General features: G+C 36.8%; 13 protein-coding genes and 1 pseudogene. 5 read left to right on the forward strand and 9 right to left on the reverse strand.

What is annotated here, in order from left to right; genetic code table 11:
* The first annotated feature begins 139 nt into the window (after positions 1 to 139).
* A complete protein-coding gene (locus ACEN4I_RS04675) occupies positions 140 to 1,330 on the forward strand; it encodes a polysaccharide pyruvyl transferase family protein (protein ID WP_407102241.1) in 1,191 nt (396 codons plus the stop codon).
* 33 nt (positions 1,331 to 1,363) lie between these two features.
* Here ACEN4I_RS04675 and dat read toward each other — a convergent pair whose 3' ends face one another.
* The 3 genes from dat to ACEN4I_RS04690 all read right to left on the reverse strand — a co-directional run bounded on the left by dat (position 1,364) and on the right by ACEN4I_RS04690 (position 4,288).
* A complete protein-coding gene (dat, locus tag ACEN4I_RS04680) occupies positions 1,364 to 2,233 on the reverse strand; it encodes a D-amino-acid transaminase (RefSeq protein ID WP_407095726.1) in 870 nt (289 codons plus the stop codon).
* Positions 2,234 to 2,327: 94 nt separating this feature from the next.
* Positions 2,328 to 3,551: an ABC transporter permease gene (locus tag ACEN4I_RS04685; protein WP_407102240.1), complete on the reverse strand. Its 1,224-nt coding sequence runs from the start codon at positions 3,549 to 3,551 to the stop codon at positions 2,328 to 2,330.
* On the reverse strand, positions 3,548 to 4,288 hold the full coding sequence (locus ACEN4I_RS04690) for an ABC transporter ATP-binding protein (RefSeq protein WP_407102239.1): 741 nt from the start codon (positions 4,286 to 4,288) through the stop codon (positions 3,548 to 3,550). The genes ACEN4I_RS04685 and ACEN4I_RS04690 overlap by 4 nt, the downstream gene beginning before the upstream one ends.
* A gap of 152 nt (positions 4,289 to 4,440) precedes the next feature.
* On the opposite strand from ACEN4I_RS04690, the gene ACEN4I_RS04695 reads away from it, so the two are divergent.
* The 3 genes from ACEN4I_RS04695 to ACEN4I_RS04705 all read left to right on the forward strand — a co-directional run bounded on the left by ACEN4I_RS04695 (position 4,441) and on the right by ACEN4I_RS04705 (position 6,512).
* Positions 4,441 to 4,875 carry an HIT family protein gene (locus ACEN4I_RS04695; RefSeq protein ID WP_407095723.1) on the forward strand — a complete coding sequence of 145 codons (435 nt, stop codon included), beginning with the start codon at positions 4,441 to 4,443 and terminating at the stop codon, positions 4,873 to 4,875.
* Complete coding sequence (locus tag ACEN4I_RS04700) at positions 4,872 to 5,249, forward strand: YtxH domain-containing protein (RefSeq protein WP_407095722.1); 378 nt, start codon at positions 4,872 to 4,874, stop codon at positions 5,247 to 5,249. The genes ACEN4I_RS04695 and ACEN4I_RS04700 overlap by 4 nt, the downstream gene beginning before the upstream one ends.
* 243 nt (positions 5,250 to 5,492) lie before the next feature.
* Positions 5,493 to 6,512 (forward strand): peptidylprolyl isomerase, encoded by a 1,020-nt coding sequence (locus tag ACEN4I_RS04705; protein WP_407102237.1) that lies wholly within the window; start codon positions 5,493 to 5,495, stop codon positions 6,510 to 6,512.
* Positions 6,513 to 6,567: 55 nt separating this feature from the next.
* Here the strand turns inward: ACEN4I_RS04705 and ACEN4I_RS04710 are convergent.
* The 5 genes and pseudogenes from ACEN4I_RS04710 to ACEN4I_RS04730 form a co-directional block, all read right to left on the reverse strand.
* Positions 6,568 to 7,422 (reverse strand): annotated as a pseudogene (locus tag ACEN4I_RS04710) (DsbA family protein).
* Positions 7,419 to 7,610 (reverse strand): hypothetical protein, encoded by a 192-nt coding sequence (locus tag ACEN4I_RS04715; protein ID WP_407102236.1) that lies wholly within the window; start codon positions 7,608 to 7,610, stop codon positions 7,419 to 7,421. The pseudogene ACEN4I_RS04710 and the gene ACEN4I_RS04715 overlap by 4 nt, the downstream one beginning before the upstream one ends.
* A gap of 162 nt (positions 7,611 to 7,772) precedes the next feature.
* Positions 7,773 to 8,741, reverse strand: a complete 969-nt coding sequence (locus ACEN4I_RS04720; RefSeq protein WP_407095719.1) for a 3'-5' exoribonuclease YhaM family protein — start codon at positions 8,739 to 8,741, stop codon at positions 7,773 to 7,775.
* Between the two features lie 85 nt (positions 8,742 to 8,826).
* Positions 8,827 to 11,679: an AAA family ATPase gene (locus tag ACEN4I_RS04725; protein WP_407102235.1), complete on the reverse strand. Its 2,853-nt coding sequence runs from the start codon at positions 11,677 to 11,679 to the stop codon at positions 8,827 to 8,829.
* Positions 11,669 to 12,913, reverse strand: a complete 1,245-nt coding sequence (locus ACEN4I_RS04730) for a metallophosphoesterase (RefSeq protein ID WP_407095717.1) — start codon at positions 12,911 to 12,913, stop codon at positions 11,669 to 11,671. The genes ACEN4I_RS04725 and ACEN4I_RS04730 overlap by 11 nt, the downstream gene beginning before the upstream one ends.
* 258 nt (positions 12,914 to 13,171) lie before the next feature.
* Here ACEN4I_RS04730 and ACEN4I_RS04735 point away from each other — a divergent pair, with 258 nt between their 5' ends.
* Positions 13,172 to 13,342 (forward strand): hypothetical protein, encoded by a 171-nt coding sequence (locus tag ACEN4I_RS04735; RefSeq protein ID WP_407095716.1) that lies wholly within the window; start codon positions 13,172 to 13,174, stop codon positions 13,340 to 13,342.
* A 174-nt stretch (positions 13,343 to 13,516) separates the two neighbouring features.
* Here the strand turns inward: ACEN4I_RS04735 and ACEN4I_RS04740 are convergent, their stop codons facing one another.
* Entirely contained in the window at positions 13,517 to 13,870 is a 354-nt protein-coding gene (locus ACEN4I_RS04740) for a YlbF family regulator (protein ID WP_407095715.1), read from the reverse strand.
* Positions 13,871 to 13,943: the final 73 nt, after the last annotated feature.

Raw genomic sequence — 13,943 nt, forward strand, 5'->3', positions numbered from 1 at the left:
CGATGTAATAGTTTTCAGTCATTTTATGCAATAAACTTATGAGGTGCAAAAATGTTTATCTTTTGTTATTGTATCATTAATTCATACTTCTTTTTTTAAATTAAGCACCCTTATTGAGTGACCGAAAGGATGATGAGAAATGAAGAAAAGAGTCCTCGTTATTGGTGAGCATTTCTCAGAAAATTTAGGTGACGGAGTCATTTGCCAATCTGTTGAATTCCTGATCAAAGAAGCTTTTTCCAGTTCAAAGTTAGTGCGTTCTGACTTATCCGGGCGATCAGATTTTATGAATGAATACAACGGACAAAATAAGCTCATTGGTCGAAGCAAATACCTCATCTCTAAATGGGCCCATAGAGTGTTGAACAGAAATACTTTTCTTTACGCCTTATATATTCATGGACGCTGGAAAAGATCGAAAAAAACCAAAGAAATCAGCGACCAACCCTATGATTTAGCAGTATTTGCAGGTGGTCAATTATTTATGGATTATTTTAGTCTGCCTATCCATCGGCATATGAAGTATTTAGCAAAACACGATACACCGACCATTTTTAATGCATGCGGCATGGGGCGCGTCAACAGCGTATTATTGCAAAAACAGCTGCAACATGCTCTGAATCATCAAAATATTGATTCTATCAGTGCTCGGGATCACTTGAATCAAATGAATGAGAGATTACTTCCTACTCATCTGCAAGCTGCTCAATCTCATGATTGTGCTCTGTGGGCCTCTGAAGCTTTTGATATCCAAAAAAGCGGAAGCAATGTAATTGGTCTAGGAGTTATCAGCCAAAGCCGTAAGAAAGACGACAAAGTCATCAAAATGTATTCAAATATCATTACGTCATTGAATGATAGGGATATACGCTGGGAATTATTTTGCAATGGCAGTTTTGACGATTATGAGTTAGCACTTAAAATAGCCCAATTATGCGGCTATGATGAATCGGCTATCGCCAAGCGTCCATTGAAGCCGATAGAGTTAGTTCAAACCATAGCCAGCTACCGCAGTATCATTTCTTTCCGTCTGCACAGTCACATTATTGCTGTCTCTTTGGATATCCCTACCATTGCGATAACTTGGGATAGTAAAGTAGATTTCTTTTTTGAAAATATTCAACAGCCAGACAGAGTGTTCCAATATGGTTCTCATTTTAAAGAAGTTTTAGAAAAATTATTTGAAGCTGAACAAATTGGTTACAATAAAGAGTTGATTGACTCCCAAAAGAACGAGTGTCATTCTCTTTTAGTAAACACTGTTGCTCCAGCTCTAACCGACGATTTACTTGAACAAGAAGAAACACCCTTAGGCAGCTTAGAGTTGTGATCTCTGAGCCCCTGCAGGGTGTCTTTTTTTAACTTAGTTAGTGATGGTTATACTTCCACACTGAGCTTCGATCTCAGCCACAAAGTACTGTTGCAGCTTCTCAACGACAGGACCTCTTTTTCCTTGTCCTACAGCTACTCCGTCAATTTCAATGATCGGCATAGCTTCAATAGTCGTACTAGAAGAAAAAGCTTCGTCCGCTTGTTTCAGATCCTCTAACGTAAATGTTTCTTCTTTTACAGGGATGCCTGCTTTTTCTGCAGCTCTAAGTAAAACGATTTTAGTGATCCCCGGAAGGATCAAATTACCATCTGGATGTGTATAAACTATGCCGTCTTTTACCATCCACATATTAGAAGAAGAACATTCCGTCACTATTCCATCTCGATGCAAAACAGCTTCATCAAAACCTTCTTTATGCGCGGTATGCTTCGCTAAAATATTGCCTAATAAACTGATGGACTTGATATCACAATGCAGCCAACGAGTGTCAGGGACAATACCAGCAGTAATACCGTTCGTCATTTTAACTTGATTTCTTGGGACTACTGTCGTTGACGCCGTAAAAACCGGCGGCACATCAGTAGGGTCTGGAAAAATATGGTCTCTAGGAGACGCTATTCCTCTACTGATTTGGAAATAAACATTCCCAGTATCGATTTTATTGATTTGGATCAATTCTTTTAAACGGCTTTTCAATTCATCTTTTGTAAAAGGAGCTTCCAGATCGATTTTATTCATGCCGGAAAAGAAACGGTCTACATGTTCATCTAAAGTGAAAAACTGTCCATTATAGGCCCGAACAACGTCATAAATCCCGTCCGCAAATTGATACCCTCTATCTTCCATATCAATTTTCACTTCACTTCTATCAACAATTTGGTCATTCCAGATGACTTTCATTTGCTTTCCTTCTCCCTAAAAAATTTTTATTTTTTTTCTATCCTATCAAATTTTTTTCGTAAATGCATTATTTTTTTTATTTGTCTGTTTGATTTTACCCTTTATTGAGCTTTTTGATGCGGGAAGCTAAGTAGAATCGACTGAACAACCAACTAAACAGGACATTTAATATAAATAACCCTATACTGACAACGATAGGCATTGTTAATAGATTAGCCACTAAAAACAAACTGCTTTGAATCACTAGTAAGAATAACAAAATGGTTTGCATCGCAGATAATTTCTGATTCTTATCAACAGGATACAAAACGGATAACAAATGGTTATCGTAATGGTAATACAATGGAATCAATTGGAATCCTGTCAAATAAAGAAATAAAACACTCATCATACCATTCAACAGAGGATTGGCTAACAAAGCAATCACCACAACACCTATCAAGCTCAAACGAAACACTAATCCGCTATATTCAGTTCCTCGCACAATAGCTTTAGAAAACAGATACAAGTAGGTGTTTTGATGTTTTAATGGAATCCGCTTTAATAGGTTGTCAAAATATGCTCTTCGTTTGATCGTTCCTTTTAGTGCTGGAATGTCTGTAAATAAATTAATAAACTGATAAATCAATTTTAAACGTGCCGTTTCTTTTTGGACCAAGTATTCCCATTGATAGCGGAAGATTTGTCTAGCCTTTCCTATTTGGAAATGCCAGAACACACTTCCTGCAACAGCACTGACAAGACCAGCTAATGGATGCAGATATAACGCGAACATACTGCTCACTACGACCAGAAGAATCACCAGAATGGTTAATTTGCTGCGCTCTTTTTCTATGGGTTGTTTGATTTTCAACCATTGCGCATCTAATTCTACTTCCTTCAGGACAGCTAAGTAAGCAAAAAAGAATATCCAGTCCGTAAACATAAATGAACTGGTCGCTACTAATAAAGGCATCACAGCGACCGAAATAAACGCTATAACAGCTAATGGCAGAATCATGCTGTAGCCTTTAGCCTTCTTGAAATAAGCGTCCATCTCCTTTTCTTTTTGCAATAAAAAGACGATATCTGCTGACTGAGTTAGAGTGGCTAATTTCCCAATAAACAGGATACTCGAAAAAACAATTACCGCTATCATACGTCCGTAAATGAAATTTGTAGACACCGTTTTTAACGTTTCTGAGTAGCCGTACCCTAATGCTCCCAATAAAAATAAACAAACGATGACAAAGTGGTCATTCAGTACATACTTCAAATACTTCATCATCGTTTTTTGATGATCTGCTAAGCGTCTTTTCCATATGTCTACCACACTCATACTGAACGACCTTCTTCTTTGGTCAGCTCGATGTAAATCTCGTCTAGATTAGCATCCGGCATATGGAAAGCTTGCCGCAGATCGGCTAAGGAGCCTTTTGCCCGAACTTTTCCATCATGAAGAATGATAAATCCGTCGCAATATCTTTCAGCAGTCGCCAAAATATGGGTAGACATCAAAATGGATGCTCCAGATTTTTTCTTCTCGTCCATCAATTCCAGCAATGCATGGATAGCTAAAGGATCAAGACCTAAAAAAGGTTCATCAATGATGTAAAGACTTGGATCAACTAAAAAAGCGCAAACGATCATGACTTTTTGTTTCATCCCTTTTGAAAAATTCGCCGGAAACCACTCCAGTTTTTTTTCTAAACGAAAGGTTCTTAATAAGTGATCCGCGCGTTTCATAGCTTCTTCCATAGGAATATCGTAAGCCATGGCCGTCACTTCAATGTGCTCTCTTAAGGTTAATTCTTCGTATAATGCAGGAGTTTCAGGAACAAAACCAAACTTTTTTCGGTAAGCAGAAGCATTTTCTTTTAAGGTTAATTGATCAATCGTAATATTTCCTTTGAAAGGATCCATCAATCCGATGATGTGTTTTAAGGTCGTACTTTTTCCAGCTCCGTTTAACCCAATCAAACCGATCAATTGACCATCCTCAATTTCAAATGAGACATCTTTTAATACTGGTACTTGGCTATATCCACCAGTGACATTTGCTACTTCTAAACTCATTCAGGTAATCCTCCAGTACTTCATTATTTTATTTATTGTACCATAAGAAGCTTGTCTTATTTCACTTTAAATCGGTTTTATGATACATTTGACGTATACTAAGTTAGATTTCCGGATTTGTAAAACTATTGATTTGAGAAAGAAGGATTTGCATGGAGGATTGTATTTTTTGTAAGATCATCAATAACGAAATACCAAGTAGAAAAGTGTATGAAGATGACGTTGTCGTTGCTTTTTTGGATCTCACACAAGTGACTAAAGGCCATACTTTAGTGGTACCCAAAAAACACGTAGCGGATATTTATGAATACGATAATGAATTAGCTGAAGAAGTTTTTTCACGTATTCCTAGAATTGCCAGAGGATTGAAAAAATCAGACTCTTCCATTCAAGGAATGAACATTATGAATAACAATGGAAAATTAGCTTACCAATCTGTTTTCCATAGTCACATTCATTTGTTGCCTCGTTATGATGAAAAAGATACGTTCAGTATTCATTTTGGAGATAATTCAGAGAACTATTCTCCTGAAGAATTAGATCAACTAGCTAAATCAATTCGACATGAAATGGAGGAATCAGTATGAAAATAGGATTAGCAAGCGGGTTAGTATTTGGTGCGATCGTAGGTGGAGCATACGGATTATTAAAAACCCCTAGAACCGGTGAACAAAATCGTGAAGCGATGAAAAGTTATTTAGATGACACGACTGTTTTGGTCCAAGATGTAACGGACAAAGTTAAAGACTTGAAAGGTGCTATCTCAGAATTAACAAATGAAGGAAAAACGTTGGCTACCGATTTTGCCAAAGACATGAACGAAACGGTTCAGGAGTTTTCTTACGAAGTTGAACCTAGAATGCGCAGAATTCAAGAACAAGCAAACAAATTGAATAGTGATGTGCAAGATATGACAGAAAGTATGAAATCTTCTGCCAATCAAGAAGATACAAAAAACTAATCGTCACAGTTCATTAAATAATGATAAACCAGCATACTTATACAGGTGGATCACCTAAGATCTCGCCTGTATTTTTTTGATAAAAAAACTTACTTGACAAAGAGTATGATTTTTCTATGATTTTTCATTGATTTTAATAGAAAACTTCTCAGAGAAGATTTTTTTATCAAATCTATTGTGTTATATTAGTAATCGAGGTTGTTGATTTATTAACAGCGAAAATTAGGAAACGGATGTGTTTGAATGAAGAAAATGTTATTAACAGCTACAGCTGTTTTAGCAGGAATTGCATTAGCTGGATGTGCTGATGATACAGTGGCTTCCACTACAGCAGGCAAAATCTCACAAGATGCGCTATACGAAGAAATGAAAGAAACATATGGAGCTGCAACGCTTCAACAAATGATCATTACAGATGTATTGGAAGAATCTTATGGAGAAGCTGTCAATGACGAAGCTGTTGCCGCAGCATTCGAAGAAGAAGCTGCTGCTTATGGCGGAGCTGAGGGATTTGAATACGTTCTATCTTCATCAGGCTACACTGCTGATTCTTATAAAGATTTAATTCGTTACAGCTTATTAATTGAAGAAGCTGTTAAAGACAATACAACCATTGAAGATGAGGATCTTCAAGCTGCTTACGATGCATATGTTCCACCAATGACAGCTTCTCATATTTTAGTAGCTGACGAAGAAACAGCTAACTCATTGATTGAAGAATTAAACAATGGAGCTGACTTTGCAACATTGGCTCAAGAAAATTCAACAGATGAAGGTACTGCTGCTAATGGCGGTCAATTAACTTTCACCACTGGAGAAATGGTTGCCGAATTTGAAGAAGCTGCAATGGCATTAGAAGAAGGCGAAATAACTCAAGAACCAGTACAATCTACCTATGGTTATCACATTATTAAGATGGATGAAAAACCTGAAAAGGGAACTTTAGAAGAAGAAACTGAAGTATTGACAGAACAAATCATAAATGAAAAATTAGCGGATGACGAATATGTCTTCAACATTCTTTCCGGCATTCTAAAAGACGCAAATATCCAAATCAATGACGAAGATTTACAAGGCATCATGGATACTTTCATAGCCCCTGCTGAAGAAACAGGTACTACGTCTGAGGAGTCTACTGATGAATCTGGAGAATCTACTGAATCTACTGAATCTACCGATGAGTCCGAAGAATCAACTGAATCAAGCGAAGAATCTGCTGATGAATCAAGTGCATCAACTGATGCAGAGTCTTCTGAAGAATAATCTCAGAAAAAGTTTAAGACCCGATCAAAATGATCGGGTCTTTCTTTATCTTCAATTAGTGCAATTTATAATACATTTCATTCATGATCATTTCTGTTTCAAATTGATCAGCCGATAGTTGTGAAGTTACAAATTCAAGCACTGCTTCTTTTTCAAGATTATACAACACTTCAATTTCTTTAGACATTAACGTCGGATGACCTTTCGCTACTTCAGTTAAACTAGGAACAGTCTCAGGAACTGGACTCGTTCCTTCTGGTAAAATCTGTTCCAGAGCACTTACTAACGCTTCAAAAGGTTGAGCTCCCACAATTTTCAATCCTTGATTTTGACTATTGACCAAAACAACAGTCGGAAATCCGGATGCTTGTAAAGCTTGAACCATTTGCAAATCTTGGACCAATAATTCTTGTCCAGCTGCGCCTTCTGCTTCTTCAAGGATAACTTGACTATCCAATCCTACCTTTTCCAGAATCGCCTCTAAGACACTTTTCTCTGAAATGTCTTGATTGCGCAGCATGATTGCTTCACGTATCTGGCGTAACGTTTTGTCAGCGGATTCGGGAAAGTCTCGTCGTACAATCTCAAACACCCGTGAGCTGGGATAAGATGAATCAATGGGTTTTTCTGTCCATATCGTTCCATCAATCGGCATTCTAGTATATTGCCCAATCTCTTGCCAGTGATGTGTGACGTCGGCAGCTTTTTAAATCCCATTTCCTGGGTCTCCCCCAAAGGTATCCCAACTAGGAATCATACCGCCCATTAAAATCGTATCTGCCGCTAAATAATGTTTATATTGGTAACGGAATTTAAGCAGGGTTGGTTCAAATGCCCAACAAAATGAACATAATGGATCTGTTGCGTAATAAAGGTCTACTGTCGGTACTGATTTTGTCGCACGCGTCATTCATTATCCTCTCTTTCAACTGATTGATTATTTTTGACTGTTTTGAAAAAATCAACTTGTAAGGGTTCAATCGTTTCTTGAGTAGTAGAAACCGTACCACATATACCTGTGTTGATATCACATATCCAGGCTTCGTTTCCAGTCGATACAGATTGTATCTGGGAAACATCAACTGATTTTTTTTCCAAATAAAACCTCTCCTTCCAAAAAAATATTCTCGAAATGATAGAAAAGAAAGTATTTTAACCATACGTTAAAATACTTTCTTTTTGTAAGTTATCTATAGTTAACCATATTTTACTGTCTATTTCAATCTTTGTTTCAGAATAGGTGTCATTTTCATCTACTTCTTATTCGCTTTTTGGGGCAGTTGAAACAGAAGGATTGTAAAACGAACGATTCTCCAATCCAAATATTCTTTCTGAAAATGTCCCTGGTTCTGTGCGGCTCAACGCTGTATCCAGCATATTGATCGTCGCATCTAAATGATCGATATGATAAAGGATCTCGGCTTCCCTCAATTTAGGTTGTACAGGAGAACCGAATTCTTGTTTTCCATGGTGTGCTAACACCATATGTTTCAAAAGAAGTACATCTTCACTGTGTTCATCTATTTTTAATACAGCACAGGCTTTTGATATTTCTTCATCTACTAACACAATATGCCCTATTAAATTACCTTCTAAAGTATACTCGGTTGAAACAGGACCAGTCAACTCAATTACCTTTCCTAAATCATGAATGATGACTCCTGCATACAATAGTGATTGATTGATATTCTCATATTGATTTGCAATAACTTTAGCCAGTCTGAGCATAGAAATAGTATGGAATGCCAAACCTCCATGAAATGCATGATGGAATCTTTTAGCTGCTGGAGATTCAAAATATTCTTTTTGGTATTTTGTTAATAAATGACGAACAATTCGATTCCAGTGCGCATTTGTAATTTCAAATAAAGTTTGGTTCAATTCCTCTACCATATCTTCTTTTTTAATGGGGGATTTTTCGATAAATTGTTCTGCTGAATCTGGTTCTCCTACTGAAGATAAACGTAATTTATACAATCTAATTTGAGGATTCCCTTGGTACAGTTCTCTTTTTCCAGATACTTTTACAATAGCGCCTGAAACATACTTTTCAATATCTTCATTTGAAGCATCCCAAAACTTCCCATCCATTTGTCCACTTTTATCTTGGAAAGTAAAGGCAATAAATTTTTTGCCATTTTTTGCTACACGTACCTCCGCAGACTTGATCAACAGAAATATCTCAAACGTTTCGTCCACATTGTAATCATACAAGTTCTTTTCTGACATCATACTCCTCCTCGTCATAAATCTTTTACACAAAGTTGCTTTTTAGTATTAAAATCAGCTAACATCAACAGTTTCTACGTTTTCATTATAGCATTTCTACCAGCTGATTTGGATAAGTTTGTTTGATCGTTTCATCAAATGTAAAATAAAGTATTTGGGTGGTCTCACTCATCTTTTTCAGTAATTCAAGCATTTCACTTTTCCTTGCAGTATCAAAATTCACGAACCCGTCATCGATCAACAAAGGAAGTTTGACCAAGTCACTGGTATTTTTAACAAAAGCAAAGCGTAAGGCTACATACAACTGCTCTGCTGTCCCTTTAGACAATTCTGAGGCATTGAATAAGGCTCCATCTTGGTGCTGCACCAGCAGCTCTTCTTCTTCTACAAACACGTTTTGGTAGCTTCCACTTGTCAATAAATGAAAGAACGCTGTAGTATCCTTGATGGTTTGAGGAAACCGATCTTTTTTTGCTAAGTTGAGCGTTCGTTCGATGATTGCGGCAGCCACTTTGTAACTTGACCATTGATCAACCAATAACTGTAATTCACTTTCCAAATTACTTACTTCTTGCAGCAGCACCGAATACTCTCCGCCTTCTTCTAAACGTTGCATAGATAACTCAAAATTTATTTTTTCATTGAGTTTTGCTTCTTCTGCTTCTTTCATCGTTTGAATATCAGATGCTAACTGCTGAACGTTTTCTTGTAATTCCGTTTGGTCTTTAAATTGATTGTAGAGTGTAATATCCTGTGTCAATTGGTTCTCTAATACATTTAAACGATTCTTTTTCTCTGTAAGATTTTGGAATAAAATATACTTTTTGCGAAATTCATCTTCGTCTTTAACTTGTATAGAACGGAAGAGTTTAGTTCGTTGTTGTTCCAGCTCTTTTTGCTGCTTGTCCCAATGCTGCAATCGAGTATGGATTTCTTTTTCAGTCTGCAATAATTGATTGCGTTGGATCCTTTCGTTGGTTACTTCCTCTTTGTAATGTTTTACTCCATTGATAATACTCGGTAAGGAATTCCAATCCAAAAAAATCACAGCTTCAAGAATATTCGTCTGATCCCTCCAAGAATAAACGCTTTGTTCCAAAACTGCTATGCGCTGTTCTTTGAGACGTATCTGCTGATCTATTTCACGCATAGATCGATAAGGGTCTTCTTCTCGTTCAAGTTCCATGAGAGAGAAAGAATAGGGATAGCCGTGTTCTTCTTTTAACGATCTTTCCTGTTGTTTCAATAAACTTATTTTTTTCTCCAGTTCTATTTCCAATTCTTTTACTTGATTCAAATCAAACGTTACTTGATCATTCTCAGCTAATTTTTCGCGCCATTGTTTTTTGATTTCTTTTTGCTGTACAAAAGATTCATACGAAACAAGCGGATCTTCCTTTTCCGCTGCAGACAGCTCATTTGCAGCCTCTTGAGATTTACTAAACGAATAGCTGAGTGTCCAAATCGCTAATATGGCCCCCATAGCGACCAAACCATAGCCTAATAAATTGCTCATCACTAATCCCACTATTGCTAGCAGCACACCAAAGACTAGGGAAATCATTTGTTTAGGTTGATTCTTCATCTTGGAGCGGCGGACTTCTTTAGACGTAATATAGGTATTTTGTTCTGAATGTTGTTTTTTAAATGCTTTTTCTGCTTCTTGAAATTGATCTTGACTCCACAATTGTTGTTCTAACAGATCTAATTGCTGGTACAAATGTTGATGTTGATAATTTAAATAGTGAGCTTTTTCGTTAGCAGCAGTTTGTTTCTGTTCAATCTCTTGCCATTCCTTGGATAACGCAGAGAATAATTGTCTCTTCTCCTCCGTCAGCTGTTCAGGAACAGGACTATCCGGAGAAAGTCCTGCTTTAAACTTCGCTTGGATCAATTCTTGTTCCAACTGATGGATTTCTGTTTGCACTTGTTCTTGCTCCATAGCTTGTTGCTGAATGTCCTCTAACTCAGCTAGCAGCTCTTCAATCAATTGCTCATGGTTGAAGTAAAAGCTCAGTTTTCTAGAAGGCTCTTGTTTTTCTTGAATACTCATTAATTCTTCATGAATATCGGTGATTGTTCCTTTTATCTCATGGATCCGTTCTTGTAGATTATTGAGTTGGTACAATCCTTCTTCGGGCAGATCAGCTAATTTTTCTTTGGCTATTTGTTGTTGGATAGATTGCATCTCAGCATAATGACTCCAATTAGCGTTTAATCTTTGATAATGACTGATCGCGGCTTCCATTTTATGCCGTTTTTCTTTACTTGTTTGAATGTCTTCTTCTAACTGCGATTTTTGCTGGTAATACTCCATGTACTGTTGATTTTTGTCTTTTGCTTTTTGCAGCTGCTTTTGCTTGGATTCTACTTGACGAATTTTTTGATTGATTTCAGGTTTTCGTCCAGTCGGCTTAAACAACTCATTAGCTTGCTTTTCAAATCTATCCGCTACTCTCAATAATTGTTCGTTTCCTAACGTTCCGATACTTAAAAAATAACGATTGAGTTTCTTTTCATTCATTTTCTGCATATCTTGTAAGCCGTCTAAATCAAATGAAAACAACGTTTGGTAAGTCTTTTTGTCTATGCCGTACAATATATTTTCCAGCAACTCATCAGATCCGATTACTCCATTGGATAGAGTTACTGTGACATCTCCATTAGCTTTCCCTTTTACTCGTTCTATTATGGCTCCACCATATGGAGTCTCTTCTACGATCAGCCGGCCGCCATAGCGCGTACTTTCTTTTGGTTCATAACGCAACTCAGAACTCTGTTTTGTAGGAAAACCAAATAAAATACTGTGTATAAAAGACATTAACGTTGTTTTGCCAGCTTCATTTTGTCCGTAATAGACTTGCAATTCGCCAATGTCCGTAAACTTTTTGTCTACCCATTTGCCGTATCCGTAAATTTCTATTCCTTTAATCTTCATCAATGCCACTTCCTTCGTGACCTAATTGTTGACGTATTTCTTGTTCGGCCATTTGAACAATGCGTTGTCGGTATTTTTCATCTCTGTCAATCAAAACATCCTTCAAGCGTTGACTATCAAAGAAACTTTGGGTGGTCTCTTTGAAGGCCGTCCCTGTTTGAAGTTCCTGTAGCGTTTGCTGCCATTCGTCTGGAAATAGCTGAACCAAAGAAGGCAGAGTCTGTTCCTTTTTCGATTGAAGAGACAATTGAACCACAAAAACAAACGGTACGGTTTGAGAAATTTGTTGCAATCCTTCAAGCAAATCTCCTTGTCGGATTTTACGCAACACTCCCTCAATCAAATCACTTGTATTGGTTAATTCTATCGCTAATAACGTGCTGTGAATTTCATTTTGGTAAGTACGGATTGTTCCGTTCAAAACTTGATAGACTTCTTGCAACGATTTTTTACCCTTGAGTGACACTTCTACCGTTTCCCATTTAATAGGCGCTAAAGGAAAAAAGTCTATCTTTTCTGTTTTATTCGCCAAAGTCACCAAATAACATCCCTTTGGTCCGCTTTCTGTTCGATTTCTACCTTGAGTATTCCCAGAATAAACAATCAACGGGTGTTCTCCGAGTACTTGGCGTTTATGGATGTGTCCCAAAGCCCAATAATCGTATTGTTTACTTCTTAATTCAGGCAAGCTAAAGGGAGCATATTTATCGTGTTCAGAAGCATTTCCTTCTTGGTAGCCATGAAGCAAGCCAATGTGATAATCTGCTTGTGAGCTGCGCATCGGATAATCCGTTATTTTTCGTTCACTGATCCATCGTTTATTGTAACTAAAACCTGTTAAGGCAATTCTCTCGTGATTAGTCGTTTCATAATGCAGTGTTTCTGCTGCTGATGGAAATATAGTAACGTTATCCGGCATATCTAATTGCAATCCATTTTGCTCCACGTAATCATGATTCCCATGAATCAAGTACACTGGAATACCGGCTTCTTTTAAACGTACCATCTCTTTTTTTAAATAAGCTTGCGCTTTTACACTACGATCTTCTCCATCATAGATATCCCCTGCTAAACAAATAAAATCCACTTGCTTTTCAATCGCTAAATCTACCAAATGAGTTAAAGCTTGAAAAGTAGATTGGTATATAGCCTCCCAAATAAAAGCGGGCAAGCCTTTGATCCCTTTGAAAGGACTATCTAAATGTAAATCGGCTGCATGAATAAATTGCACCATTTACTTCTACCTCTTTCTATAATATTGTCTTCTTCATTATACACAAAAAACCGCACATATGTTCTTTTTTAAGCGCAAAAAAATATTTAGCCTATCATAAACTAGCTGCAGGTTTTACATGAATATAAAAAAAGGATAACTACATGGTCTTAAACAGTTAAAAAAGAAAGCATTTTATTAAAAAAAAGACCTATCAATGTTAAAGTCATTATAAAGTGTTCTATTTTTTCTAATCCCGGTAAAAAGGAGAGAGGATTCATGTTAAACTACCTAGCCGTTAGCGGAATTGCTTTTAGCATTCTGTTTGTCTTATCCGAAATAGGTATCACTGTTTTTGGGCATTTGATACAGATGAAGAGAGAAACTGGAGTTCCTATAAAAATTCAATTCATACATGCCCTAAACAGAAATGAAGACAAAAGTTTATAACAAAAAACTCATTCTCAAATTTGACGACACTTTTCATCAAATTTGGAGAATGAGTTTTTTATTTTTATCCTTAATTTATGACAATATGGTAAGACAAAAGACGGATTTCACCTTTTGTCCCAACCCTTTTCAATGGAAACAATTCTGAAGTTTGTTTTTCCACAAACTTAGGTACTATTCTCCTTGAGCTTGATACAAATCTTGAATAGGTTGCATGATGATGCGGTTTAAATCATCGATCATTGAGCTGATTTGTTGTTCAGCTTCCATCAAATTTTGAACTTTTTCGTTTGCGCCAGCTTTTTCAGAGATTACTTGAGCTTCTTGAATGTGCTCTTCAGTAATTTCTTGTCCGCTTTGTTGCATTTGTTGTAATTTCATTTGGATCCCTTGAACTTCTTGGAATACCGCACTTGCGTCTGCATCAGATTTGATTTCTCCTAAAGCAGCTTGTAATTTTACATAAGCTTCTGATTCTCTTAATTCTCTTTCTAATTGGTTAGCTGTATCATAAACGTTTGTACTCATATAGTCACTCTCCTAGAAAATTATTGTAACCTGTTGCATCTCAATAACTATAACACTACAAGGATTATTTCAC

The sequence above is a fragment of the Desemzia sp. FAM 23990 genome (assembly GCF_045528485.1).
GTDB lineage: Bacteria > Bacillota > Bacilli > Lactobacillales > Carnobacteriaceae > Desemzia.